Genomic DNA, 22,006 nt, shown 5'->3' with positions numbered 1-22,006 from the left:
ACTAATGTGTGACTTTATGCCCGCTGAACCCGCTGATTTGCGCATCGACCGAGGATTTCGCCACAGTGTTCGTATCGTTTTTTCCGCAGCCGAAGCTGTTCTTCAGTTCGGTCGCCGTCTGGAGCCTCGCGGCCGTTCTGTTTTGGTTTTTTGGAGGAGAGCAACTTGGAGCAGTGTTTGGACTGCCCCCGATGGCCGCCGGCGTCGACAAGATCATTGGCGTGTCGCTCTTTTGGTCGAAGCCATTTCTCTGGTTCTATATATATTTTGCGGCTGTCGTCCTCATCTTCTACGGCTTTTGGGCCTGGTACCGACCTCATCCATGGCGGAATTGGTCGATCCTTGGCACCTCACTGATTCTCTTTGTGATCTATTACCAGGTGCAGGTAAATGTCGCCTTCAATGACTGGTATGGCCCTTTCTACGATCTTATTCAGAAGGCTTTAGGCACACCGTACTCTACGACGCCGTGGGACTTCTATATCCAACTGCTGACAATTATGTGGATTGCGCTTCTGGCTGTGACCGTTGGTGCCCTCAACCGGTTTTTTGTAAGTCATTGGATATTTCGTTGGCGCACCGCAATGAACGAATACTACATGACCAACTGGGAAAGATTGAGGCGCATCGAAGGTGCGTCCCAGCGTGTTCAAGAAGACACGATGCGCTTCTCCAGCACGATGGAGGATCTGGGCGTAAGCTTAGTCGGGTCCATCATGACACTGATAGCGTTCCTTCCCGTGCTGCTGCATCTCTCTGAAAACGTCACGGAACTGCCGATTGTCGGCACGGTGCCTTACTCCCTGGTCGTTGTAGCAATCCTTTGGTCGGCCTTCGGAACTACTTTCTTAGCTGCGGTAGGAATCAAACTGCCGGGTCTCGAATTCCGCACCCAACGTGTCGAGGCAGCCTACCGCAAAGAATTGGTCTATGGTGAGGACGATGCAGATCGCGCCCAACCGCCAACTGTCGCTGACCTTTTTAGAAGTGTAAGAAGCATCTATTTTCGTAAATACTTCCACTACTTATATTTTAACGTCGCTAGAATATTCTATCTACAGATCGACAATATATTTCCATATATTGTTCTTGTTCCTACGATGGTCGCGGGAAAGATCAAGCTCGGCGCTCTGAACCAGATTCTCAACTCCTTTGAGCAGGTCCGATCTTCATTTCAGTATCTGGTCAATGCCTGGCCGACGGTCGTGGAACTGATCTCGATCTACAAACGCTTGCGCGCCTTCGAGGCCACGCTCGAAGGCGAGCCGCTGCCGGAAATCGACCAGCGTTATCTCGAACGTGAGCAAGCCGGGTTGCGCCCTGAGGACCAGCCGGCAAGCTAAGACTGGCGGGCGGCGAGCGCTTCCGCTCAGCCGCCCACCGCCGCGTGCCTTTCGCCTCGCCGCGAAACATAATCGTGAAAACTGATGCACTCGACTTGTTTCATCACGCAGACCTCGCCGGCAAAGCGTTCCAGCGCGTTCCAGTAGGCGCCGTCATTCATCAGCGTGAAGTGGAAGCCGAGCTCAAGCGGAATGCGCTTGCCCTGGTATTGCGCATCGAAGGCGGCGCGGAACGCGTTATAGGTCCGGTCAGCGAACTCTTCTGCCATGCTCGGCCGCTCGAAGCCGCCGGAATGTCTGACATAGAGATTGTAATCCATGGCGATCACGCGCCTTGAGCTCGGCCCTTCCGGGATCTGCGGCAGCGAAAAGCGCGTGATGCCGTTGACGGTCGGCGGCTCGACCGGCCCACGCGAGACGCCGCTTGCGTCGAGCAGGAAACCGGCCGCGGGCAGCGCCTCGTAGAGCGCCTTGTTTGCCGACAAATAAGGCGCGCGGAACCCGACCACCGACTTGCGGGCGAAATCGCGCCAGCCCTTTGGTTCGGGTGCAATGCCGTTGATCGAATAGGCGTTCTCGAGAATATGCTTGAACGAGCCGAACTCGCCCAGCCAGTCGGCCTTGCTCCAGTCCTTGCCATCGAAATGGCCGCAGCCGTGGCTGCCGATGTCGTGGCCTTCTGAGGCCGCAAGGTTGATCTGCTCGAGCCGGTCGGCGACTTCCTGCCTGGAGGCGGCAAAGCCGATATTCGATTTGCCTTCTGTTTTGCCGGGCGCGGTGTATTCCTTGCGTGTCTGCGGCGACAACAGGAACACGCAGGAGACGAAATAGGTGAAATGCGCGCCTGTGCGCCGGGCCAGCGCCCGGCTGCGCTGCCACTGCGAAATGTCGCGGGCGCTGTCGAATGAGATGATGACGATCTGCTTCGGTTTTGCCGGCGGCGCCGGCGGGTCGGCAAAAGCCGCGCCGGTAGCAAGCGCGGCAATCGAAAACGCAACAACGCGGGACAAACGGGGCAAAGGCATCTGACCGGATCAAGGAATGTAGAAGCGACGCCTACCGGTGAAATATGGCACGGGTAGGATCGACCTGTACGGCCGCCGTTGGCGGCGACTGCCTCGTGAATAGGCGATTTTCCTGCCGAACCCCTTCCATGCCGGCAAAATTTCGCTAAAACGCGGGCTCATCAACCGCCCCGCCCGGGGCAGGAAATGGTTTTGATCCATGTCGGACGACAGTTTTATCCGCGAAGTCAACGAAGAGATTCGTCGCGACCAGGCGCATGCGCTGTGGGACCGTTTCGGTCCCGCCTTGCTCGTGCTGGCCGTGCTGGTGGTGCTCGGCACTGCTGCTGTCGTCGGCTACCGCTATTGGGACGAAACTCGCGCCAACCGCTCGGGCGATGCTTTTTCGCAGGCGCTCAAGCTTGCTAATGACGGGAAGAACGACGAGGCGCTTGCCGCTCTGGAGGCGTTGGAGAAGGACGGCTACGGCGCCTATCCGCTGCTCGCCCGCATGCGCGCGGCAACCGTCAAGGCGGACAAGGGCGACGTCGACGCCGCCGTCAAGGATTTCGACGAGGTCGCCGCCGACACCAAGATCCCCTCTGGCATTCGCGACATGGCTCGTCTCAGGGCAGCGCTGCTTCTGGTCGACCACGGCTCTTTCGCCGATGTCTCCAGCCGCGTCGAGGCGCTCACCGCCGACACCAACACGCTGCGCCATACGGCGCGCGAGGCGCTTGGCCTTGCCGCCTGGAAGGAAGGCAAGGCGGCGGATGCATTGAAGCTGTTCGACCAGATCGCCGCGGATGATGGCGCCCCGCGCAACACGCGCGAGCGGGCGACTTTGATGTCCGAGCTGATCCGCGGCTCGGGCGGCGTGTCGTGATAGTCCATGACCTTCAAAGTCGCCATCATCGGCCGGCCTAACGTCGGCAAATCGACCCTTTTCAATCGGCTGGTGGGAAGGAAGCTGGCGCTTGTCGACGATACGCCCGGCGTCACTCGCGATCGACGCGTCCACGCCGCAAAACTCTACGATCTGCATTTCGACGTCATCGACACCGCCGGCTTCGAGGATGCGGCCGCCTCGACGCTGCCCGGCCGCATGCGCGCCCAGACCGAGATCGCCATCCGCGAGGCCGACCTGATCTTTTTTACGATCGATGCCAAGTCCGGGCTGATGCCCGACGACAAGACGTTCGCCGAGATCGTGCGCAAATCCGGCAAGCCGGTTGTCGTCGTCGCCAACAAGGCCGAGGCGCGCGGCGCCCAGGGCGGCATGCTGGAGGCCTGGGAGCTCGGCCTTGGCGAACCGATCCCGGTCTCGGCCGAACACGGCCAGGGCCTGCCCGATTTGCGCGACGCGGTGATCGCGGCACTTGGCGAGGCGCGCGCCTTCGGCGAGGACGAAGAGGCCGGCGAGGATGAGGTCGCCGCCAGCGAGGTGCTGATCGGCGAGGACATCACCGACCCGGACGCCGAGCCGAGCTATGACGACACCAAGCCGATGCGCATCGCCGTCGTCGGCCGCCCCAACGCCGGCAAGTCGACGCTGATCAACGCACTAATCGGCGAGGAGCGGCTGTTGACCGGCCCTGAGGCCGGCATCACTCGCGATTCCATCTCGGTCGACTGGGACTGGCATGGCCGCCGCTTAAAATTGTTCGACACCGCCGGCATGCGCCGCAAGGCCAGGATCCACGAAAAGCTCGAAGTGATGTCGGTGCAGGACGGCTTGCGCGCCATCCGCTTTGCCGAGATCGTCATCATCGTGCTCGACGCCACCATTCCCTTCGAGAAGCAGGATCTGCAGATCGCCGACCTGATCATCCGCGAGGGCCGTGCCCCGGTGATCGCCTTCAACAAATGGGACCTTGTCGATCATCCCCAGGAGTTGCTGGCCGAGCTGCGCGAAAAAACCGAGCGGCTGCTGCCGCAGGCGCGCGGCATGCAGGCGGTGCCGGTGTCGGCCGAGACCGGGCGTGGCCTCGACAAGCTGATGGATGCTGTCATCAGGACGCATCGAGTTTGGAACAGCCGTGTGTCGACCGGCAAGCTCAACCGCTGGCTGGAAGGCATCCTGGCGCATCATCCGCCGCCCGCTGTCGCCGGGCGTCGGCTGAAGATCAAATATGTCACGCAGGCCAAGACGCGGCCGCCGGGCTTCGTCGTCTCCTGCTCACGGCCGGATGCGATGCCGCAATCCTACGTCCGCTATCTCTCGAACAGCCTGCGCGAGGCTTTCGACATGCCCGGCGTGCCGATCCGCATCGCCTTGCGCACCTCGGACAATCCTTTCGCCGGCAAGGCAAAGAAGCGCCACTGAGCCTCTGCCTTTACGCTACGTTGCGCAGAACGGGCGCCGGTTGCGTCTGCGGCAAGGCTTCAAGCGCTGCCTGCAGCAGGATGTCGCCAAGCCGCGCTGCCACGGGGTCGGGCTCGGCCTCCTTGCGATGCAGGAACAGCGCCATCTTGGGCAAGGCGGGCAGCCCGGCGATCTCCGGCGTCATCGCCCTGACGGTTGCCGGCAGGCCGATATCGGTGCGGATCGTCAGTCCGAGCCCGGCGGCGACGGCTGCCCAGATGCCGCCAAGGCTCGGGCTGGAGAAGGCCATCCGCCATGCCAGGCCGGCGCGGTCGAGCGTTTCGGTCGCCACGCTGCGCAGCAGGCACGGCGCTTCGAGCGCCACCAGCGGCAACGCCTCGCCATCGCGCAGGCTGGTCTCGATCTGTTTTGCCGGGCCGATCCAGCGCATCTGGACGTCGGCGACATGCCGGCTGTAGGGCAGCGTCGCGCCATTGTGCCAGGCAAGCGCGATATCGAGGCTGCCCGAAATGATCCGTTCAGCAAGCTCATGGCTGCGTGCGATCCTGGCCTCGATCTTGACCTTGGGATGGGCGCGGGCGAAGCGCCCGAGCACCTCCGGCAGCACCGCCTCGCCGAAATCCTCCTGTAGCCCAAGCCGCACCCAACCCTCCAGCTCGACATCGTGGATGGCGGAGGCGGCCTCGTCATTGAGCTCGATCAGCCGCCGCGCGTAGCCGAGCATGGTCTCGCCCGCGTCCGTCAGCGCCAGGCCACGCCCAGATTTGCGGAAGATCGGCGTCGCCGCCTGCTCCTCCAGCTTCTTCAATTGCGCACTGATTGCCGAGGTCGAGCGGCCGAGCCGGTCGGCGGCCTTGGCGAAGCTGCCCAGTTCCATGCCGGTGACGAAGCTGCGCAGGACGTCGAGATCAAATGTCACGCGTCGCATGGCGATAATCCTGATATTCGGGACATTACGTCAAAAACTTCCTGATATTCAGTACGAAGCTATGGCGGTAGAGAGAGCGCGTCAACACCGAATGCAGCCGACCCATGCAGGAGCTGAACCATGTCCGCTGTCGCCACACGAGCAGATTGCAAACCGCTTCGCCCGGCCGCCGTTGCCGCCCCGTCAGAAGCGGCGGCACTTCGAGCCAATCATCGCTGGAAGGTGCTGGGCATCGGCGTCGCCGCCAATGCCTGCTTTTCCGCGACCTTCTCCGGCATTCCGGCGACGGCGGTGTTCCTGCGCTCGGGCTACCATCTCTCCAATGGCGAACTCGGCCTGGCACTTGGCCTTCTCGGCCTGGGCGTGGCGCTGAGCGAATTGCCGTGGGGGCTGCTGACCGATCGCTGGGGCGACCGCCGCGTTCTGCTGACCGGGCTCGGCGCAACCGCGGTTTGGCTGCTTGTCATGGCTGCGCTGGTCGTGCCGTCACCGGCCCATATTCCCGGCATCGCGCTTCTCGCCGCTGCCCTGCTGGTCACCGGATTGCTCGGCGGCAGCGTCAACGGCTCCAGCGGCCGCGCCATCATGGCCTGGTTCGGCGAAGGCGAGCGCGGCTTTGCCATGAGCATCAGGCAGACGGCGGTGCCGCTTGGCGGCGGGCTTGGCGCGCTCGTGCTGCCGTCGCTCGCTTCAGCCCATGGCTTCACGGCAGTCTTCGGACTTTTGGCGGCTGCATCCGCGGTCTCGACCTCGCTCGCCTGGCGCTGGCTGCATCAGCCGCCGGCGCATGATGATGCCAATTCGGGCAGCATGGCATTGTCGGCCGGCCCGGCGCCGCTGCGCAACCCGGCCGTCTGGCGCATCGCAACAGCCATCGGCCTGCTTTGCTTTCCGCAGGTGGCGGTGCTTACATTTGCTTCCGTATTCCTGCATGATTTCGCCGGCATGGGAACAGCCGTGATCAGCGCTAGCCTCGCTGCCGTGCAGGTCGGCGCCATGGTCATGCGCGTCTGGAGCGGCCGCTACACCGACCGTCACGGCAACCGCCGGTCGTTCCTGCGTCTGTGCAGCATGCTGAGCGTGGCCGCCTTCACCGTGCTTGCGGCGCTCGTCTTGTTTTCGGCCCAATTCTTGTCAGGCCAAGCGCCGATGCTGTCGCCGGCGATCGTCGCGATGCTGGTCGTGGCCGGCATCTGCGTCTCCTCCTGGCATGGGGTCGCCTACACCGAGCTTGCGACGCTGGCCGGCGCCAGCCAGGCCGGAACGGCGCTCGGCCTCGCCAACAGTCTGGTCTTCATTGCCTTCTTCCTGGTGCCGATCGCCATTCCCGGGCTTCTCGTGCTCTGCTCGTGGGCAGGCGTCTGGCTGGGTGCGGCTATTTGCGCGCTGATCGCGTGGCCGATCTTTCTTCCGCCAACGGATAGCCGCAAAAGCGCCTGACTTCGACACGAGATGGGAAAACAACGTTCTAAGCTGTTAACGCCCCATCAAGGTTAATGCATCATTGTAGCTCTCCAGTGGGGTCCGTTGCGTTTCTGGAGAGTTCCGTGCATCGACGTGTTTTGACGCGGCTTGTCGCCGCCGCCGGTGAGAAAAAGCGTTCCTTCCTGTCTCCGTTCATTATTGGCCTTGGCATCTGGATCGGCTTTCCGACGGTCGCTGCCTATCAGGACATGACAAGCCTGGTCTCCGGTCTTGAGGCGCCGAGCGTCCGCTGGAACGCCTATGTCGAGAAATCCGTCGCCGGCTCCGTTCACGCAGCCGAAATGCCCTTCCTCGATTCCAGCAGCACCGGCTCGCTCTCCGGCTCCGGTGTCCAGTTGCCGGGCGTCGGCGCCGTCTCCTTTCGCGGCAAGGGCGGCATCGCCGGCACGACGCCGGACGAGAACCGCATCACGCGTGCCGAAAAGAAGGGCCGCATCATCCAGGTCTCGCCCGTCTCGCCGCCGAAGAACTTCAACGCCGGCTCTATCTTCGAGCGCACCTCTTCGCTGCTCCGCCCAAGCATGGATAGCGGCTTGAGGATGGCCTTCGCCAAGCCCGAGATCAAAGGCAAGGAAATCCAGATCGCCGCCGCCTTCCACACGCGCGTCGACAAGAAGCCGGATCCCGGCGTGCCGGCGATGCTTGCCGCGCTGGTCAACAATGATCATCCTGACGTGCTGGCGACCGCCTACGCCTCGTCCGCTCCCGATTATGCACAGGCGTCGCCTTTCGAGGCCTTGCTGCAGGACGAGGACCCGAACGATGGCCGCTTCATTCCGCCGCTGAGCAAGGGCGATCATTCTTGGATGCAGACGCCGCTGCCAGCGAGCGTCTTTTCCAAACCGGAGCAGGCCTGTCTCGCCAACGGCATCTATTTCGAGGCGCGCGGCGAAGCCGTGCGTGGCCAGGCCGCCGTTGCCCAGGTCATCCTCAACCGCGTCCGCAACCCCGCCTATCCGAACTCGATCTGCGGCGTCGTCTACCAGAACGACAACTGGTTCAACCGCTGCCAATTTTCCTTTGCCTGCGACGGCAGGAAGAAGCGCATCGACAACGCCGCCGCCTACAAGACCGCCCAGGATGTCGCCATGGCCGTCACAGCCGGCAAGATCTTCATTCCGGAAGTCGGCTCGTCGACCCATTATTACGCCAACTACGTCCATCCGGGCTGGGCGCGGACGATGCAGAAAATGACCAGGATCGGCCTGCACATCTTCTACCGCACCTATGGCGGCGGCTGGAGCTGAGTGCTCGGGCAGCCCTTGCATCTTTCGCGCGAGAGCGGCCGATCGAAGGCCCGTCGCCGTAGGGATTCGGCCGCAGCCCGCCAGAGGCCGCGTCGGGCACGATGTCGCACCCGAGCAAGTAGCTGATTTATAACAAAAAAATACTTGAGCTTGAACGTCCGCCCGTGGCTTGACGGGCGCGGACCCTCTAACTATGTTGCCGGCGACTTTAAGAAGCGGACGGACGGTGACGGTCTGACCGGGCAGGGGGGTTGCGTGGCCGACAAGAATGGGCCAGACGGAACCGGAAAAACCGGCCGCGGCAAGCAGCATGAAGCCGATATCCGCGACGAGGATCTTGAGCGCCGCCGGCGCGACCTTGAAGCATCGCTTGCGGCAAGGCGGCCGGACCGGCTCGAGGGGAAAGACGACGCGAAAGCGGGCAGTGCGGCCGGGTACGGCCAGGCGCTCAAGCTGTCCAGCGAGTTCATCGCCGGGATAGTGGTCGGTGCGGCTCTCGGCTGGTTTATCGATCGCGTGGCGGGGACAACGCCATGGGGTCTGATAGTCGGGCTGCTGCTGGGTTTTGGCGCCGGCGTGCTCAATGTCCTGCGTTCAGCCGGGCTTGTGTCGGAATTCGGAACGGGCGACAAGCCGCGCGATCCGAAAGAATGAATTGAGGCGCCGCATGCCGGCGCATTGAACAGGATACTGAAGCCGTCTGCGGCTTTGATGGGGATTTAAAGTGGCTGCTGACAAGGTCGATCCGATCCACCAATTCCAGATCCATCCGATCATTCCGATTCACATCGGCGGCTACGACCTGTCTTTCACCAATTCGGCTCTGTTCATGCTTGCGACGGTTGCTGTCGCATCGGCGTTTCTCTACCTCAGCACGTCGAGCCGCAGCCTCGTCCCGGGCCGCCTTCAGTCGGTCTCGGAAATGGCCTATGAATTTGTCGGCAATATGCTGAGGGACGCCGCGGGAACGCAAGGCATGAAGTTCTTCCCCTTCGTGTTCTCGCTGTTCATGTTCGTGCTTGTCGCCAACCTGCTTGGCCTGTTCCCGTATTTCTTCACCGTCACCAGCCACATCATCGTCACTTTCGGCCTTGCGGCGCTGGTGATCGGAACCGTCATCGTCTACGGCTTCATGAAACATGGCCTTGGCTTCCTGAAGCTGTTCGTGCCGAAAGGCGTGCCGATCGTCATGATGTTGCTTGTCGTTCCGATCGAGGTGATTTCCTTCGTCTCGCGGCCGGTCAGCCTCTCGGTTCGTCTGTTCGCTAACATGTTGGCCGGCCACATCACGCTGAAAGTGTTTTCGGGATTCGTCGTCAGCCTGAGCGCACTCGGCACGCTTGGTATCGCAGGTTCGATCCTGCCGCTGGCGATGGCCGTGGCGTTGACGGCTCTGGAGTTGCTCGTAGCGCTCTTGCAGGCCTACGTCTTTGCCGTGCTGACCTGCATGTATCTGAACGACGCATTGCATCCCTCGCACTAATTGGATTTCCGGCATTGCCGCCGGATGGAATCGCAACGGAATTTTAGATCCAAAGGAGTTGAACAAATGGACGCAGAAGCAGCAAAGTACATCGGCGCCGGCATCGCATGCCTCGGCATGGGCGGCGCGGGCATTGGCCTCGGCAACATCTTCGGCAGCTATCTGGCGGGCGCGCTGCGCAACCCGTCGGCCGCCGACGGCCAGTTCGGCCGCCTGATTTTCGGCTTCGCCGTGACCGAAGCGCTGGGTATTTTCTCGCTTCTCATCGCGCTTCTCGCTCTGTTCGGCTGAATGCTTGTTCGGCTGAACATTGGGAAGAATTGAACAGGCCGGCCGCGATCCTGCGGCGGGCCTGAATTTCGGGGATAGCCCATGTTCGTGACATCTGCCTTTGCGCAAGAGTCCGCGCCCGCCGTCGAAGGTGGCAGCGCTGGGACCGGCGTGCCCGCCGAGGCGCACGGCACGTTTCCGCCATTCAATCCGGCGACGTACCCGTCACAGCTGCTGTGGCTGGCAATCACCTTCGGGCTGTTTTATCTCTTCTTGAAACGGGTGGTGATGCCGCGCGTTGGCGGCATCATCGACGTGCGCAACGACCGCATCACGCAGGATCTCGATCATGCTGCCCGGCTGAAAGGCGAGGCCGATGCCGCCGTTGCCGCCTATGAGCAGGAATTGGCGGAAGCCAAGGGCAAGGCCAATGCGATCGGTCAGCAGGCCAACGATGCGGCCAAGGCGGAAGCCGAAGCTGCCCGCAAGACGATCGAGGCAGCGCTTGACCAGAAGCTTGGCGAGGCCGAGGCGCGCATATCTTCCATCAAGGCCAATGCCATGAAGGAAGTCGGCACGATCGCCGAGGACACCGCTTCGGCCATCGTCGAGGCGCTTGTCGGCGGCAAGGCCAGCAAGGCCGAAATCGCGGCCGCGGTCAAATCCGTGGCCGGGTGAGGAGCGCATCATGGACGCCACATCTCTCGCGACGCTTTGGGCAACGGTTGCTCTCGTAATCTTCCTCGGCATCGCCATCTACATCAAGGTGCCGGGCATGATCGCCAAGGCGCTCGATGCCCGCGCCGACAAGATCAGCAGCGAGCTCGAGGAAGCGCGCCGGTTGCGCGAAGAGGCCCAGCAACTGCTCGGGCAATACCAGCGCAAGCGCAAGGAAGCCGAGCAGGAGGCCGCGGCCATCGTTGCCGCCGCCAAGCGTGAAGCCGACATGCTTGCCGCCGAGGCGCACAAGAAGACCGAGGACTATGTCGCCCGGCGCACCGCCTTGGCCGAGCAGAAGATCGGCCAGGCCGAGCGCGAGGCAATCGGCGAAGTGCGCGCCAGCGCCGTCGATATCGCGGTAGAGGCCGCGCGCGCGCTGCTGGCCGGCAAGATCGACGCCAAGGCCGGCGCCGACCTGTTCAACGCCTCGCTGCAGGATTTGAAGTCGAAGCTGAATTAAGCGACTTCATCGAGAAATTCATCGAAAGCCGCCCGGGAAACCTGGCGGCTTTTTTGTTAGCGAAAGCGGCCAAGCGCGTAATCTCCCCCCTCGAGGGGGAGATGGCCGGCAGGCCAGAGGGGGTAGCCGCGCGTGAGGCGCCAGCCCTTCTCTTTCGTCCCGCATGGCGTCGCGCCAGGACGTACCGACCCCCTCTGTCGCCTTTGGCGACATCTCCCCCTCAAGGGGGGAGATTACGCCTAGCCGACAGGGTCGCTCAATCCAAACCCGAAAAACCCTCTTCCTCCAGCACCTCGGTGCCGCCGAACCGGAACGGCGCGAAGGAGGCGCGGTGCAGCCGTGCCACTGGCCCGTGCAGATCGATCGCCGTGCGATGGCGGACAGTGGCGTAGCCCATATGCAGCTCGAAGCCGTAATGCGCATGATGGCTGCCGCAGCCGCACATCATACGGTCGCGCATCACCTTGGCGACGATCGAGGCTGCGGCGATCGACTGCGAGCGCTGGTCGCCCTTGATCAGTGCTTTGCCCTCGCAGGGCAGGCCGGGCGGCACGTCGCGGCCGTCGGCCAGTGCCAGCTTCGGCCGGATTGACAGGCCGGCCACGGCACGGCGCATCGCCTCCAGGCTGGCCTTGAGAATGTTGGAGGCATCGATGCCTTCGGCACTGACCGAGGCCATCGATACGGCGAGTGCGGAGCCGAGGATTTTCAGGAACAGCGCCTCACGCTGCAAATGCGTCAGCCGCTTGGAATCGTCGAGGCCGTCGGGGATGTTGGCGGGATCGAGCACCACCGCTGCCGCCACCACCGGCCCGGCGAGCGGGCCGCGGCCGGCCTCGTCCATCCCCGCCACCGGCCACAGGCCTTCGGCCATCGCCTTCGTCTCGAACGAGAAGTCGGGTTTCTCGACAATTTCGAAGAGAAGCGGAGAATCGGAACGCGGGCGAGCCATGGTGCGGCGAGGTTCGCATCGGCTCCGATTCTCCGCAAGTCCCTCCGGGTCGGGCGGGGCACCGGACCAGGAGGGGCTACCGTCTGCAAGCCCGGGGACAGGACAGGCCGGACGGGATTTTTGCCTGTTGCCGGCCGTTTCAACCGGCTGGCGCGAGACGCTTTGTCACAGCAGCATCAACTGCTCGGTTGCCTTGGCGGCGGGGACGAACTGGTCGGTCCTCAGCGAGCGCCGCTCGGCGTTGAGGCCGAGCCGTTTGGCAGCGATTTCGAAACGCCGGCCGATCTGCCAGGCATACGGGCCGGAGCCTTTCATGCGCTTGCCCCATTCCGAATCGTAGTCCTTGCCGTCGCGCATCGAACGGATCAGCGACATGACGTGGCGATAGCGATCGGGATAATGGCGCAGCAGCCAGTCCTTGAAGATCGGCGCGACCTCCAGCGGCAGGCGCAGCAGCACATAGCCGGCCTCGCGTGCCCCCGCTGCCTGCGCCGAATCGAGGATGCGCTCCATCTCCGGGTCGGTCAGTCCGGGGATGATCGGCGCGACCATGACCGAGGCCGGTATGCCGGCATCCGAAAGCTGCCTGATCGCCTCCAGCCGCTTGGTCGGCGTCGACGCGCGTGGCTCCATGGTGCGCGCCAGCATGCGGTCGAGCGTCGTCACCGACAACGCCACCTTGGCCAGCCCGCGTTCGGCCATGCGTGACAGAATGTCAATATCGCGTGTCACCAGCGCCGATTTGGTGACGATGCCGACCGGATGCCCGCGCGCCTCCAGCACTTCGAGGATCTCGCGCATGATCCGGTATTGCTTCTCGATCGGCTGGTAGGGATCGGTATTGGTGCCGATGGCGATGGTGCGCGGCTGGTAATTATCCCTGGACAATTCCTTGTCGAGCAGCCGCGCCGCATCCGGCTTGGCAAACAGCTTCGATTCGAAATCCAGCCCCGGCGACAGGCCCATGAAGCTGTGCGTCGGCCGCGCGAAACAATAGACGCAGCCATGTTCGCAGCCGCGATAGGGATTGATCGAGCGGTCGAAGGAGATATCGGGCGATTCGTTGCGGGTGATGATGGTGCGCGGCTTCTCGACCTGTACCTCGGTCTTGAAGGGCGGCAGCTCCTCCAGCGAATTCCAGCCGTCGTCGAACACGTGCCGGCTGACCGGCTCGAAACGGCCGGACGGATTGATGCCCGCCGACCTGCCGCGATTGCGGTCCGGGCGGACGCGCATGCCGCTCTGCTCGATCATCGCATTCGCCATCTCGGCCCTGCCAGCGCCGAAGGCGGCAATATCGGCACGCACGATCTGTTCCATTTTGGCCCTTTCCCAGGGACTGTCCGCCCGCTGTCGATTCGCTCTGCTCATGAATGTATTCCTATCGTATCGATGAGAACAAAGCAAGAACTTTCTCGCGGCGCGCCGCAAAAACTGGCGCTGCCCACCGCTTTCCGCTATTCGGCTAAACATGCTCAGCGTCCTGATCGAAACCCTGAATGACGAGGAGGGCCTTGCCCGCACGCTCGCCTCGCTGATCGGCGGCGCGGTCGAAGGCGTGGTGCGCGACGTTCTCGTCTGCGACACCGGCTCGACCGATCAGACGCACCGCGTCGCCGAACATGCCGGCTGCCACTATGTCAGCGGCGGCATCGCCGCCGGCATCAGGCAGGCCAAGGGCGACTGGCTGCTTTTGCTGGAACCGGGCGCGCGGCTGGGAGAGGGCTGGATCGACGAGGTCGTCGCTCATACGGCGAGGCAAACCATGGCGGCGCGATTTTCGCGGGCACGCGGCAGCCGCGCGCCGTTCCTGTCGCGGGTCTTTGCCGGAAATCGCGCTCTCGCCGAAGGCTTGGTGATCAGCAAGCGACAGGCCGCGGCGCTGTCGAAGAACGCCCGCAGCGCCGAAGCGATTGCCCGCGGGCTGGCGACCAGGAGGCTCCACGCCGAGATCTGGGTCGCGCCGCGGAAGTGACGGCTTACCGTCCCGGTCCGGGGAACGCCCAAGCAAATTTTCTGGCGGGTCGTGGTTTATTGTGCATTGCACAAAATCTGGCCGGGGGTTACCATTCCCAGCGATATGGGCGAATAGGGTTTGGGGTGTGCCGGAGCGGCGACGACTAACGTCGATGCTGTTCCCTCGACATTTTGAGGACCCCGATGACCCTTTCAAGCCCTGACAAGTCCGGCGCCGCAAGCCTCGAGGCGATCGCACGCAACGGCGGCACGCTGCGCCGCATCGCCGCCCGCATCCCGACCTATCTTTCCGACCTTCGCGAGAATCCGGCATGGCTGCCGATGTTCATGCTGGCCCGCACCATGCCGGCGCGTCGGCTGCACTGGCGCGGTGCCAAGCCCGTTCGGCCGGCGCGCAACGTCGGTGAAACGATGTTTGCCGGCGTCGATCGCAACGCCGTCGTCGGCGCGCTGCGGACGGAGGGGCTCTATTCGGGCCTGATGCTGCCGGCCGCCATCCATGAGGAGATTGCCCGCTTCGCCGAGCACACGCCATGCTTCGGCAATTTCGACCGCCGGCTGGAATTCCTGCCCGAAAAACACGCCGATGCAGAAAAGCATTTCGGCCGCCCGCTGCTCAGCGGTCACTATTTCGAGCGGGTCCTCGACTGCAGCGCTGCGGTCGCCGTACAGCGCGATCCGCTGCTTCTCGACGTCGCGGCGCACTATCTCGGCAGTCAGGCCAAGCTGATCACCACCCGTGTCTGGTGGAGCTTTCCGACCGGTGGCGTCTCGGACGCCGACAAGAACATGGCCTCGCTCGGCAAATACCATTTCGACCTCGACGACTGGCGCATGCTGAAGTTCTTTTTCTACCTGGTGCCGGTCGACGCCGACACTGGGCCGCATGTCTATGTCCGCGGCTCCCACAACCGCCGCATCCTGAAGCATCAGCTGACGCTGCTGGTCGGCCATTCGGCGGAAGAGGTGCTGGGCGTCTACGGCGAGCAGAGCCCGGTCACGCTGACCGGGCAGGCCGGTCTCGGCTTTGTCGAGGACCCGTTCGGCTTCCATATGGGTACCGTGCCGACGCGCACCCCGCGGCTGATGATGGAGGTTGGCTTCGGCGTGTCGCCGCCCTCGCGCCGCCGTTTTCACGGCGAGCCGGTCATTCGCTAAACCGAGGTCGCTTGGCTGATACCTCGGTTCGCCTCAGCCGCGCCGCAAATGCTCGTCCAGCCGCGGCATGATCTCGACGAAGTTGCAGGGCATGTGCCGGTAGTCGAGCTGCGGCTTCAAGATGCCGTCCCAGGCGTCCTTGCAGGCGCCCGGCGAGCCCGGCAGCACGAAAACGAAGGTGGCATTGACGACGCCGCCGGTTGCCCGGCTCTGGATCGTCGAAGTGCCGATCTTGTCGTAGGAGATGCGGTGGAACACTTCGGAAAAGCCATCCATGCGCTTTTCGAAGATCGGCTCCAGCGCTTCCGGCGTCACGTCGCGGCCGGTGAAGCCGGTGCCGCCGGTGGTGATGACGACATCGATCGCATCGTCCTTCGACCAGCCCAGGACCTTGTCGCGGATCTTGTCGCGGTCGTCGGTGACGATGTCGCGGGCGGCCAGGACATGGCCGGCCTCGGCAATGCGGTCGGCCAGCGTCTGCCCGGATTTGTCGTCGGCGAGGCTGCGCGTATCGGAAACGGTCAGTACTGCGATACGCACGGGAACGAAGGGGCGGCTCTCGTCAATCCTGGCCATGGGCATCAACCTCCGATGTCACGCTTCGCGTCGCCGCGACAAACCAGTCGGGATGGCGGCTGCGAATATCGACGGCCGCGCGCTTGGCCACATTGCCGGTCTCGAACAGCCCGAAGCAGGTGGCGCCGGAACCGGACATCCTGGCAAAACCGGCTCCGGCCTTGTTGAGCACGGAAATCGCCTTGCCGATGGCGGGCTGGATTGCGCGCGCCGCAGGCTCGAGATCGTTGCGGGTGATCTCCAGCCAGTTGCGGATGCTGTGGAAGTCGAGATTGCGCGGCAGCGGCGGCAGTCCCGCATTGTCGCGGCGGCCAAGCGCCTCGAACACGTCGGCCGTCGAGACGGCAGTTCCTGGATTGACGAGCACCAGACCCAGCGCCGGGAAACCCGGCACGAGCGTCAGCTCGTCGCCGACGCCGCGGGCGATCAGCGGTCTGGCGGCGAGGCACATCGGCACGTCGGCGCCGAGCGACAGGCCGATCCGCGCCAGTTCGGCGTCGCCGATGTCGAGCCTCCAGGTCCGGAGCAGAGCGCGCAGCACAGCCGCCGCGTCGCTCGACCCGCCGCCGACGCCGGACGCAACCGGCAGGTTCTTTTCGAGCCTGATGGCGACAGCCAATGCGTGCTGGGGACCGGCCTCGCGCCGCAGTGCATCGCGCGCTCTCACCACCAGATTATTGTCGTCGACCGGCACCGCGGAGGCGTATTTGCCGGACACGGAAAACCTATCGCTGTCGGCAAGTTCCGTCTCGATGCGGTCGCCGAAGCGCGTGAACACAGCCAGGCTTTCGATCGTGTGATATCCGTCGGCGCGCTGGCCGGTGACGTGCAGCGCGAGATTTATCTTGGCGTGCGCATGCGACGCCCGGATGCTGGCCTCGGCGTTCACTGGCTCGGCCGCGAGGGGGACGACGGTCAATCCTTGGCCAGACGGTATTCGCCGGTCTTGGGATCCTTGACCAATGTTCCCATTGTACCGTTGGCGGCTTGCTTTTCGGTACGCCGCACCTTGGCGGTCACACGCTCGGCTTCCCTGACGAAGGAGCGGTAGCCGAAATAGGCGGCAATGCCGACGACGGCGAAGAAAATGATCTGCGGCATGTCAAACTCCTCCCTCGCAAGGCCGGCAAGGCGGCCGGTCGGGTCGGTTGATGATTTATGCTAGACGCTTTCACCAGCTTTTCAAAGCCCGAAGCGCGCCCACAGCGCGCGCTCTTCCGCCGCATCGATGACGCCGCTTGCCGCGGCGGCGGCGATATCGGGCGCCGAAAAGCTCGAGCCGAACAGGCCGAAGCGGCCGAACAGGCCGCGCGGTGCGGTGATCAGCTTGAGCTGGGTTTTCGGCCCGAAACGGCTCTTCAGCACGCTGCGCATGTCGCCGAGCGCATCGACCAGCCCGAGCTCCAGCCCCTTTTTGGCCGTCCAGAACAGGCCGGTGAACAGGTCGGGATCATCCTTGAGCTTGCTGCCGCGCCTGTCCTTGACGAGATCGATGAAGGTCTCGTGGACCTCGAGCTGCAGCGCCTTCAGGCGCTCGACGTCTTCCTTCTTTTCCGGCTTGAACGGGTCGAGCACCGCCTTGTTCTGGCCGGCGGTGTGGACGCGGCGCTCGACGCCGATCTTCTTCAACAGCTCCGGAAAGCCGAACGAGGCCGACACCACGCCGATCGAGCCGACGATGGAGGACGGGTCGGCAAAGATCTCGTCGCCGGCGACCGCGATCATGTAGCCGCCCGAGGCCGCCACGTCCTCGACGAAAACCAGGACTTTCTTGTTCTTCTCGCTCGCCAGGTCGCGGATGCGCCTGAAGATCAGCCGCGACTGCACCGGCGAGCCACCTGGCGAATTGATCGAGATGGCGACCGCCGGCGCGTCGAAGGAAAACAGCTTTTCGAGAAGGCCGGCGGTGGAAGCGAGCGACAAGCTCGGCCGGAACTGGCCGCCGCCGGGCATGATCGTGCCGTGCAGCCGGATGACCGGAATGGTGACGACGGTGGAGCGCCAGGACTTCGGCAGCAGGCGGTTGAAAAGGCGTTTCACGAGGGGGCTGTCTCCGGTCGATATGCTTGAGGCATGTAGGAATTCGCCGGCCAACGGCAATGCCGTCAACCCGGCAATCAGAATGGATCAGTCTCCGAACAGCGACGCCAGCCCGTTATTGATCAGCTCTGCCCGTTCCGAGGGGCCATTGCCTGAATAGGCATGCAGCATCAGCGGTGGCTGGATCGACAATTTGCCGCGTGCGCCGAGTGCTGCCCGGACGATGATGCGGATCGCCGCCGCTTCGGGGCGAGGGTGGACGGCCAGCATCTCGGCGTCGCCGAAGCGGCCGGCAATGGCATCGAGGATGGCGCCGAGCTGCTGCGGCCGGGCGATGACGGCCAGCTCGCCGCCCGGCCTGACCACCGCGGCCGCGCTGCGGATCCAGCTGTCGAACAGCCCATCCTCCGAGACATGCGCGGCCTTTCTCAGCGGATCGGGCGTCGCGCGATCCTCGGCGGCATTGAACGGCGGGTTCATGATGACGAAATCGAAGCTGTTGTCCTCGAGGCCGGCGGCCGTTCGCGCCCGGCCCGACAGCGCGACATCGGCGACGAGCACCGAAGCGCGGTTGCTGAGATGCGCATTGCCGGGATGGGCAAGCGTGGTGGTGGCGAAGGCCGCCATTTCCGGAGAACGCTCGACGAGCACGGCTGCGGCACCGGGGCAGCGCGACAGTACCGCCAGGCCGGCCGCACCAGCGCCCGCGCCAAAGTCGGCAAGCCGCCCGGCGAAGGAGGACGGCACGGCAGCCGCCAGCATCATCGCATCCATGCCGGCGCGGTGGCCTGCCTTTCTCGGCTGCACCAGCCAGAAGCGACCGCGATGAAAGGCATCGACCGTATGAGCCGGCATGTCCGGGACAAGGACAGCGGGCGACGCGGACATTATTTTTGGCGGATCTCGTTGGCGATGCCAGCATCCGTCAGGATGCGCCGCGCCGCATCGGCCTTGTCGGCGTCCACCATGACACGGCGGGGCAGGATGCCGATCGAGCCGTCGAGGACGCTCATATTCTGGTCGGCGACGAAACAGCCGATGCCGGCATCGCGCATCAGCGATTCGACAAACGAAATGATGACGGCGTCGTTGGTGCGGATGAGCTCTATCATCGGATTGGGGCCATGATCTATCGATATGGTCGAAATGGCGCCTGAAACGGCAAGAAGATGCGAGGAGAAGCGCGAAGGTCGGGGTCTTTCCCCCGGCCGAGCGGTTCGACGACGCAGCTTGCAGCCGTTTCGGCGTCCGGAGGATGTGGTCCATCTGCCCGGCTACTTTGTCGCGAAGGACTTGAAAGCCGAATGGCTTCCTGCGCCTTCGCTCCGCGTATCCCGACAGATGGCCTCACACCATTTCGATCATATCGATAGATCATGGCCCTAAACTCGCAGTTTGCGGCGTTGATGTAAACGTAGGCGTGATCATGTACCAGAGCCGGCGCGCCAATTCGCCTCTTGCCGCGCCGGTGGGTGACACCCTAGAGTCTGTCCAGGGACCATGTTGCCGTCGTGCATATCGAGGTTGGGAGTTTTGCCGTGGGTGTCGTTCTCAACATTGAAAACGGGAAGCGCGAAGCCGCCTCGATAAAGGACCTCATCGACCTGACCGCGGCCGACATGGGGCGCGTCAACAAATTGATCCTGTCGAAGGCCGGCTCCGATGTCGAGATGATTCCGGAGATAGCCAACCATCTGATCTCGTCCGGCGGCAAACGGCTGCGGCCGATGCTGACGCTCGCCGCGGCCCAGATGTTCGGCTATTCCGGCGACGGCCATGTCAAGCTCGCCACATCGGTCGAATTCATGCATACCGCGACACTTCTCCACGACGACGTCGTCGACGAAAGCGGCATGCGGCGCGGCAAGAAGACGGCGCGTATGATCTGGGGCAACCAGGCCAGTGTTCTGGTCGGTGATTTCCTGCTCGGCCAAGCCTTTCGCATGATGGTCGATGTCGGCTCGCTTGAAGCGCTCGATATCCTGTCGAGCGCGGCCTCGGTCATCGCCGAAGGCGAGGTGATGCAGCTCGCTGCCGCAAAAAACCTCGAGACCACCGAGGATGAGCATTTCGCGGTGATCAAGGCCAAGACCGCGGCGCTGTTTTCGGCCGCCGCCGAGGTCGGCCCCGTCATCGCTCAGGCGACGCGCAATGATCGCGCAGCACTCCGCTCCTACGGCATGAATCTCGGCCTTGCCTTCCAGCTGATCGATGACGCGCTGGATTACGGCGGCACCAGCAAGGACCTCGGCAAGAATGTCGGCGACGATTTCCGCGAGGGCAAGGTGACGCTGCCGGTGATCCTCGCCTATCGGCGCGGCACCAAGGCCGAGCGCAGCTTCTGGAAACGCGCCATCGAGGACAATGCCGCCGACGATGCCGGGCTGGAGAAGGCCATCGGCCTGATGCTCCGCCACGGCGCAATTGCCGACACCATCGGGCGCGCCCGCCATTTCGGCGAGATCGCCCGCGACGCGCTGGCGCCGCTCGAGGCGACGCCGCAGAAATCGGCGCTGATCGACGTCATCGATTTCTGCATCAGCCGGGTGAATTGAGAGGCATCGGCGGCCCGCGCTTGTTCTCATCGAGCCTTTGCCGGAAGAACCATTGCTGCCAGCAGGCTAACGACGATGCCCGCCGCCGCGAGCCAGAAGGCGACCTGGATGCCGTCGGCGACGGCAATTTTCAACGCATTGCCGGACAATTCGCCGATTTGGCTGTTCGCAATCGCAATCAGCACGGCCATGCCGATGGCGTTGCCGACATTGAGCGTCGTCGAAGCCATCCCCGAGGCGACGCCTTGCTGGTCATGGGCAACGCCGGAAGCGGCGGCAATCCACATTGCGGTCCAGACGATGCCTTGTCCGACGCCGGAGACGATCAGGCCAGGTACGAGAGCCAGATAGCTGCTCTCCGCGGTCGCGCCTGATACCATCAATGCTGTGCCGACCGCGCCGACGATCATGCCGCCGACCAGCGTGCTGCGCGTCGAAAAGCGCGTTGCCAGACGCTCGCCGAGTTGCGTGCCGGTGGCGATGGCGACCGACGGCACGAGAAAGGCGAGGCCCGTCTGCAAGGCAGTGAAGCCGTGCACGTTCTGCAGCAGCACGGTGAGGAAGTAGGGCAGCGCGCCGAAAGTGGCCATGTAGAGGAAGGTTATCGTCATGCCGGCGACAAGGCTGCGGTTGTGGAACAGGCGCAGCGGCATCAGCGGATCGGCGCTGTTGGCCTCGATCACGGTGAAGGCGATCAGGAAGAATGCCGCCAGTGCCGCGCTGGCGATGATTGCGCCAGAGCCCCAGCCATATTCGGGCCCTTGAACCAGGGTGAAGACAAGCAGCGTCGCGCCGGCGGTGACGGTCAGGGCGCCCGGCAGATCGAAGCTGCGGCGCTCGTGCCGCTTGCGATCGCGCGGGATGATGGCGAAAGCCGCGATGATGGCGATCCCGGCCAGCAGCACGTTGACGTAGAAGACCGACGGCCAGCCGAAGGCGCTGGTCAGAAACCCGCCGGCAAGCGAACCGAGCGTCAGGCCGCTGGCGCCCGTGCCGCCCCAGACGGCGAGCGCCCGGTTGCGTTCCGGCCCTTCGGCGAACAGGCGGCTGATCAGCGACAGCGTCGCCGGAAACAGGAACGCGGCGCCGATGCCTTGCACGGCGCGTGCCGCGATGATGATTTCCGGCGACCAGGCCAGGCCACCGACGAGGGACGAAAGTGCGTAGAGCCAGAGCGCGAAGATGAAGACGCGGCGCTGGCCGATCAGGTCGGCCGCCCGGCCGCCGAACAGCAGGAAGCCGCCGGTGAACACGGTGTAGGCGCTGACCACCCACTGCAGGGTCTGGCCTGAAAATCCGAGGCCAGCGCCGATCTCCGGCAGCGCCACGAAGACGATGTTGAGGTCGAGCGAGATGATGAGCTGCGCGAAGGCGAGCAACGCCAGCGTTGCGCCATGTTTCGCCCTGCTTGCTCCCTGCGTTATCGCCCCGAGCGGCGCGCCTTGATCGAGTGAACTCATGTCGGACTCCTTGTCGACAATT

Annotated in this window: 24 protein-coding genes; 13 read left to right on the top strand and 11 right to left on the bottom strand. The window is 63.8% G+C overall.

Annotated elements, in window-relative coordinates:
- Positions 1-65: 65 nt before the first annotated feature.
- Complete coding sequence (gene sbmA / locus NKI17_RS01290) at positions 66-1,343, top strand: peptide antibiotic transporter SbmA (RefSeq protein WP_031211034.1); 1,278 nt, start codon at positions 66-68, stop codon at positions 1,341-1,343.
- A gap of 26 nt (positions 1,344-1,369) precedes the next feature.
- Here sbmA and NKI17_RS01285 read toward each other — a convergent pair whose 3' ends face one another.
- Positions 1,370-2,362: a polysaccharide deacetylase family protein gene (locus NKI17_RS01285; protein WP_352571431.1), complete on the bottom strand. Its 993-nt coding sequence runs from the start codon at positions 2,360-2,362 to the stop codon at positions 1,370-1,372.
- A 205-nt stretch (positions 2,363-2,567) separates the two neighbouring features.
- On the opposite strand from NKI17_RS01285, the gene NKI17_RS01280 reads away from it, so the two are divergent.
- The gene (locus NKI17_RS01280) at positions 2,568-3,233 is read left to right on the top strand and encodes a tetratricopeptide repeat protein (RefSeq protein ID WP_023674063.1); all 666 of its coding nucleotides are present in this window, start codon (positions 2,568-2,570) and stop codon (positions 3,231-3,233) included.
- Between the two features lie 6 nt (positions 3,234-3,239).
- Entirely contained in the window at positions 3,240-4,673 is a 1,434-nt protein-coding gene (der, locus tag NKI17_RS01275; RefSeq protein WP_352682787.1) for a ribosome biogenesis GTPase Der, read from the top strand.
- Positions 4,674-4,683: 10 nt separating this feature from the next.
- Here the strand turns inward: der and NKI17_RS01270 are convergent, their stop codons facing one another.
- A complete protein-coding gene (locus NKI17_RS01270) occupies positions 4,684-5,601 on the bottom strand; it encodes a LysR substrate-binding domain-containing protein (protein WP_352905285.1) in 918 nt (305 codons plus the stop codon).
- 120 nt (positions 5,602-5,721) lie between these two features.
- Between NKI17_RS01270 and NKI17_RS01265 the strand changes: the two genes are divergently transcribed.
- From NKI17_RS01265 to NKI17_RS01235, 7 genes are all read left to right on the top strand, one after another.
- A complete protein-coding gene (locus tag NKI17_RS01265; RefSeq protein WP_352755515.1) occupies positions 5,722-7,041 on the top strand; it encodes an MFS transporter in 1,320 nt (439 codons plus the stop codon).
- 107 nt (positions 7,042-7,148) lie between these two features.
- Positions 7,149-8,333 (top strand): cell wall hydrolase, encoded by a 1,185-nt coding sequence (locus tag NKI17_RS01260; protein WP_352456843.1) that lies wholly within the window; start codon positions 7,149-7,151, stop codon positions 8,331-8,333.
- A gap of 255 nt (positions 8,334-8,588) precedes the next feature.
- Positions 8,589-8,987: an AtpZ/AtpI family protein gene (locus tag NKI17_RS01255; RefSeq protein ID WP_352456844.1), complete on the top strand. Its 399-nt coding sequence runs from the start codon at positions 8,589-8,591 to the stop codon at positions 8,985-8,987.
- A 70-nt stretch (positions 8,988-9,057) separates the two neighbouring features.
- Positions 9,058-9,816 (top strand): F0F1 ATP synthase subunit A, encoded by a 759-nt coding sequence (locus NKI17_RS01250; RefSeq protein ID WP_352635390.1) that lies wholly within the window; start codon positions 9,058-9,060, stop codon positions 9,814-9,816.
- 66 nt (positions 9,817-9,882) lie between these two features.
- Positions 9,883-10,107, top strand: coding sequence for a F0F1 ATP synthase subunit C (locus NKI17_RS01245; protein WP_006206606.1), 225 nt, complete (start codon positions 9,883-9,885; stop codon positions 10,105-10,107).
- Between the two features lie 81 nt (positions 10,108-10,188).
- Complete coding sequence (locus tag NKI17_RS01240) at positions 10,189-10,764, top strand: F0F1 ATP synthase subunit B (RefSeq protein ID WP_352579869.1); 576 nt, start codon at positions 10,189-10,191, stop codon at positions 10,762-10,764.
- Between the two features lie 10 nt (positions 10,765-10,774).
- Positions 10,775-11,266 (top strand): F0F1 ATP synthase subunit B, encoded by a 492-nt coding sequence (locus NKI17_RS01235; protein WP_023674071.1) that lies wholly within the window; start codon positions 10,775-10,777, stop codon positions 11,264-11,266.
- Between the two features lie 256 nt (positions 11,267-11,522).
- Here NKI17_RS01235 and rnhB read toward each other — a convergent pair whose 3' ends face one another.
- The gene (rnhB, locus tag NKI17_RS01230) at positions 11,523-12,218 is read right to left on the bottom strand and encodes a ribonuclease HII (RefSeq protein ID WP_023674072.1); all 696 of its coding nucleotides are present in this window, start codon (positions 12,216-12,218) and stop codon (positions 11,523-11,525) included.
- 165 nt (positions 12,219-12,383) lie between these two features.
- Positions 12,384-13,538 carry a PA0069 family radical SAM protein gene (locus NKI17_RS01225; protein ID WP_254818651.1) on the bottom strand — a complete coding sequence of 385 codons (1,155 nt, stop codon included), beginning with the start codon at positions 13,536-13,538 and terminating at the stop codon, positions 12,384-12,386.
- Positions 13,539-13,689: 151 nt separating this feature from the next.
- Here NKI17_RS01225 and NKI17_RS01220 point away from each other — a divergent pair, with 151 nt between their 5' ends.
- Together NKI17_RS01220 and NKI17_RS01215 are read left to right on the top strand one after the other, a co-directional pair.
- Positions 13,690-14,193: a glycosyltransferase gene (locus NKI17_RS01220; RefSeq protein WP_292664385.1), complete on the top strand. Its 504-nt coding sequence runs from the start codon at positions 13,690-13,692 to the stop codon at positions 14,191-14,193.
- 185 nt (positions 14,194-14,378) lie between these two features.
- A complete protein-coding gene (locus NKI17_RS01215) occupies positions 14,379-15,353 on the top strand; it encodes a phytanoyl-CoA dioxygenase family protein (RefSeq protein WP_352905284.1) in 975 nt (324 codons plus the stop codon).
- 33 nt (positions 15,354-15,386) lie between these two features.
- Here the strand turns inward: NKI17_RS01215 and moaB are convergent, their stop codons facing one another.
- The 6 genes from moaB to NKI17_RS01185 all read right to left on the bottom strand — a co-directional run bounded on the left by moaB (position 15,387) and on the right by NKI17_RS01185 (position 19,081).
- Entirely contained in the window at positions 15,387-15,929 is a 543-nt protein-coding gene (gene moaB, locus NKI17_RS01210; RefSeq protein ID WP_352456849.1) for a molybdenum cofactor biosynthesis protein B, read from the bottom strand.
- Positions 15,916-16,818: a 4-(cytidine 5'-diphospho)-2-C-methyl-D-erythritol kinase gene (locus NKI17_RS01205; RefSeq protein WP_352905349.1), complete on the bottom strand. Its 903-nt coding sequence runs from the start codon at positions 16,816-16,818 to the stop codon at positions 15,916-15,918. Before NKI17_RS01205 ends, moaB begins: the two co-directional genes overlap by 14 nt.
- Before the next feature lie 26 nt (positions 16,819-16,844).
- Positions 16,845-17,030 (bottom strand): membrane protein, encoded by a 186-nt coding sequence (locus NKI17_RS01200; protein WP_023674078.1) that lies wholly within the window; start codon positions 17,028-17,030, stop codon positions 16,845-16,847.
- A gap of 81 nt (positions 17,031-17,111) precedes the next feature.
- On the bottom strand, positions 17,112-17,969 hold the full coding sequence (locus NKI17_RS01195) for a S49 family peptidase (RefSeq protein ID WP_352456850.1): 858 nt from the start codon (positions 17,967-17,969) through the stop codon (positions 17,112-17,114).
- An 87-nt stretch (positions 17,970-18,056) separates the two neighbouring features.
- Positions 18,057-18,857, bottom strand: a complete 801-nt coding sequence (locus NKI17_RS01190) for a tRNA1(Val) (adenine(37)-N6)-methyltransferase (RefSeq protein ID WP_352905282.1) — start codon at positions 18,855-18,857, stop codon at positions 18,057-18,059.
- On the bottom strand, positions 18,857-19,081 hold the full coding sequence (locus NKI17_RS01185; RefSeq protein ID WP_023674082.1) for a putative signal transducing protein: 225 nt from the start codon (positions 19,079-19,081) through the stop codon (positions 18,857-18,859). The genes NKI17_RS01190 and NKI17_RS01185 overlap by 1 nt, the downstream gene beginning before the upstream one ends.
- 426 nt (positions 19,082-19,507) lie before the next feature.
- On the opposite strand from NKI17_RS01185, the gene NKI17_RS01180 reads away from it, so the two are divergent.
- Positions 19,508-20,524, top strand: a complete 1,017-nt coding sequence (locus NKI17_RS01180) for a polyprenyl synthetase family protein (RefSeq protein ID WP_292663011.1) — start codon at positions 19,508-19,510, stop codon at positions 20,522-20,524.
- A 26-nt stretch (positions 20,525-20,550) separates the two neighbouring features.
- On the opposite strand, the gene NKI17_RS01175 is transcribed toward NKI17_RS01180, so the two are convergent.
- The gene (locus NKI17_RS01175) at positions 20,551-21,984 is read right to left on the bottom strand and encodes an MFS transporter (protein WP_352905281.1); all 1,434 of its coding nucleotides are present in this window, start codon (positions 21,982-21,984) and stop codon (positions 20,551-20,553) included.
- Positions 21,985-22,006 lie beyond the last annotated feature (22 nt).

It is taken from the genome of Mesorhizobium sp. M0816, assembly GCF_040320005.1.
Classification (GTDB): Bacteria; Pseudomonadota; Alphaproteobacteria; order Rhizobiales; family Rhizobiaceae; genus Mesorhizobium.
This window is presented reverse-complemented; position numbering and strand designations above follow the sequence as displayed.

Coding starts and splice junctions, on each gene's coding strand:
- NKI17_RS01280 (WP_023674063.1), top strand. CDS start 2,568: ATGTCGGACGACAGTTTTATCCGCGAAGTCAACGAAGAGATTCGTCGC.
- der (WP_352682787.1), top strand. CDS start 3,240: ATGACCTTCAAAGTCGCCATCATCGGCCGGCCTAACGTCGGCAAATCG.
- NKI17_RS01270 (WP_352905285.1), bottom strand. CDS start 5,601: ATGCGACGCGTGACATTTGATCTCGACGTCCTGCGCAGCTTCGTCACC.
- NKI17_RS01265 (WP_352755515.1), top strand. CDS start 5,722: ATGTCCGCTGTCGCCACACGAGCAGATTGCAAACCGCTTCGCCCGGCC.
- NKI17_RS01245 (WP_006206606.1), top strand. CDS start 9,883: ATGGACGCAGAAGCAGCAAAGTACATCGGCGCCGGCATCGCATGCCTC.
- NKI17_RS01240 (WP_352579869.1), top strand. CDS start 10,189: ATGTTCGTGACATCTGCCTTTGCGCAAGAGTCCGCGCCCGCCGTCGAA.
- NKI17_RS01235 (WP_023674071.1), top strand. CDS start 10,775: ATGGACGCCACATCTCTCGCGACGCTTTGGGCAACGGTTGCTCTCGTA.
- rnhB (WP_023674072.1), bottom strand. CDS start 12,218: ATGGCTCGCCCGCGTTCCGATTCTCCGCTTCTCTTCGAAATTGTCGAG.
- NKI17_RS01225 (WP_254818651.1), bottom strand. CDS start 13,538: ATGGAACAGATCGTGCGTGCCGATATTGCCGCCTTCGGCGCTGGCAGG.
- NKI17_RS01220 (WP_292664385.1), top strand. CDS start 13,690: ATGCTCAGCGTCCTGATCGAAACCCTGAATGACGAGGAGGGCCTTGCC.
- NKI17_RS01215 (WP_352905284.1), top strand. CDS start 14,379: ATGACCCTTTCAAGCCCTGACAAGTCCGGCGCCGCAAGCCTCGAGGCG.
- moaB (WP_352456849.1), bottom strand. CDS start 15,929: ATGGCCAGGATTGACGAGAGCCGCCCCTTCGTTCCCGTGCGTATCGCA.
- NKI17_RS01200 (WP_023674078.1), bottom strand. CDS start 17,030: ATGCCGCAGATCATTTTCTTCGCCGTCGTCGGCATTGCCGCCTATTTC.
- NKI17_RS01190 (WP_352905282.1), bottom strand. CDS start 18,857: ATGTCCGCGTCGCCCGCTGTCCTTGTCCCGGACATGCCGGCTCATACG.
- NKI17_RS01185 (WP_023674082.1), bottom strand. CDS start 19,081: ATGATAGAGCTCATCCGCACCAACGACGCCGTCATCATTTCGTTTGTC.
- NKI17_RS01175 (WP_352905281.1), bottom strand. CDS start 21,984: ATGAGTTCACTCGATCAAGGCGCGCCGCTCGGGGCGATAACGCAGGGA.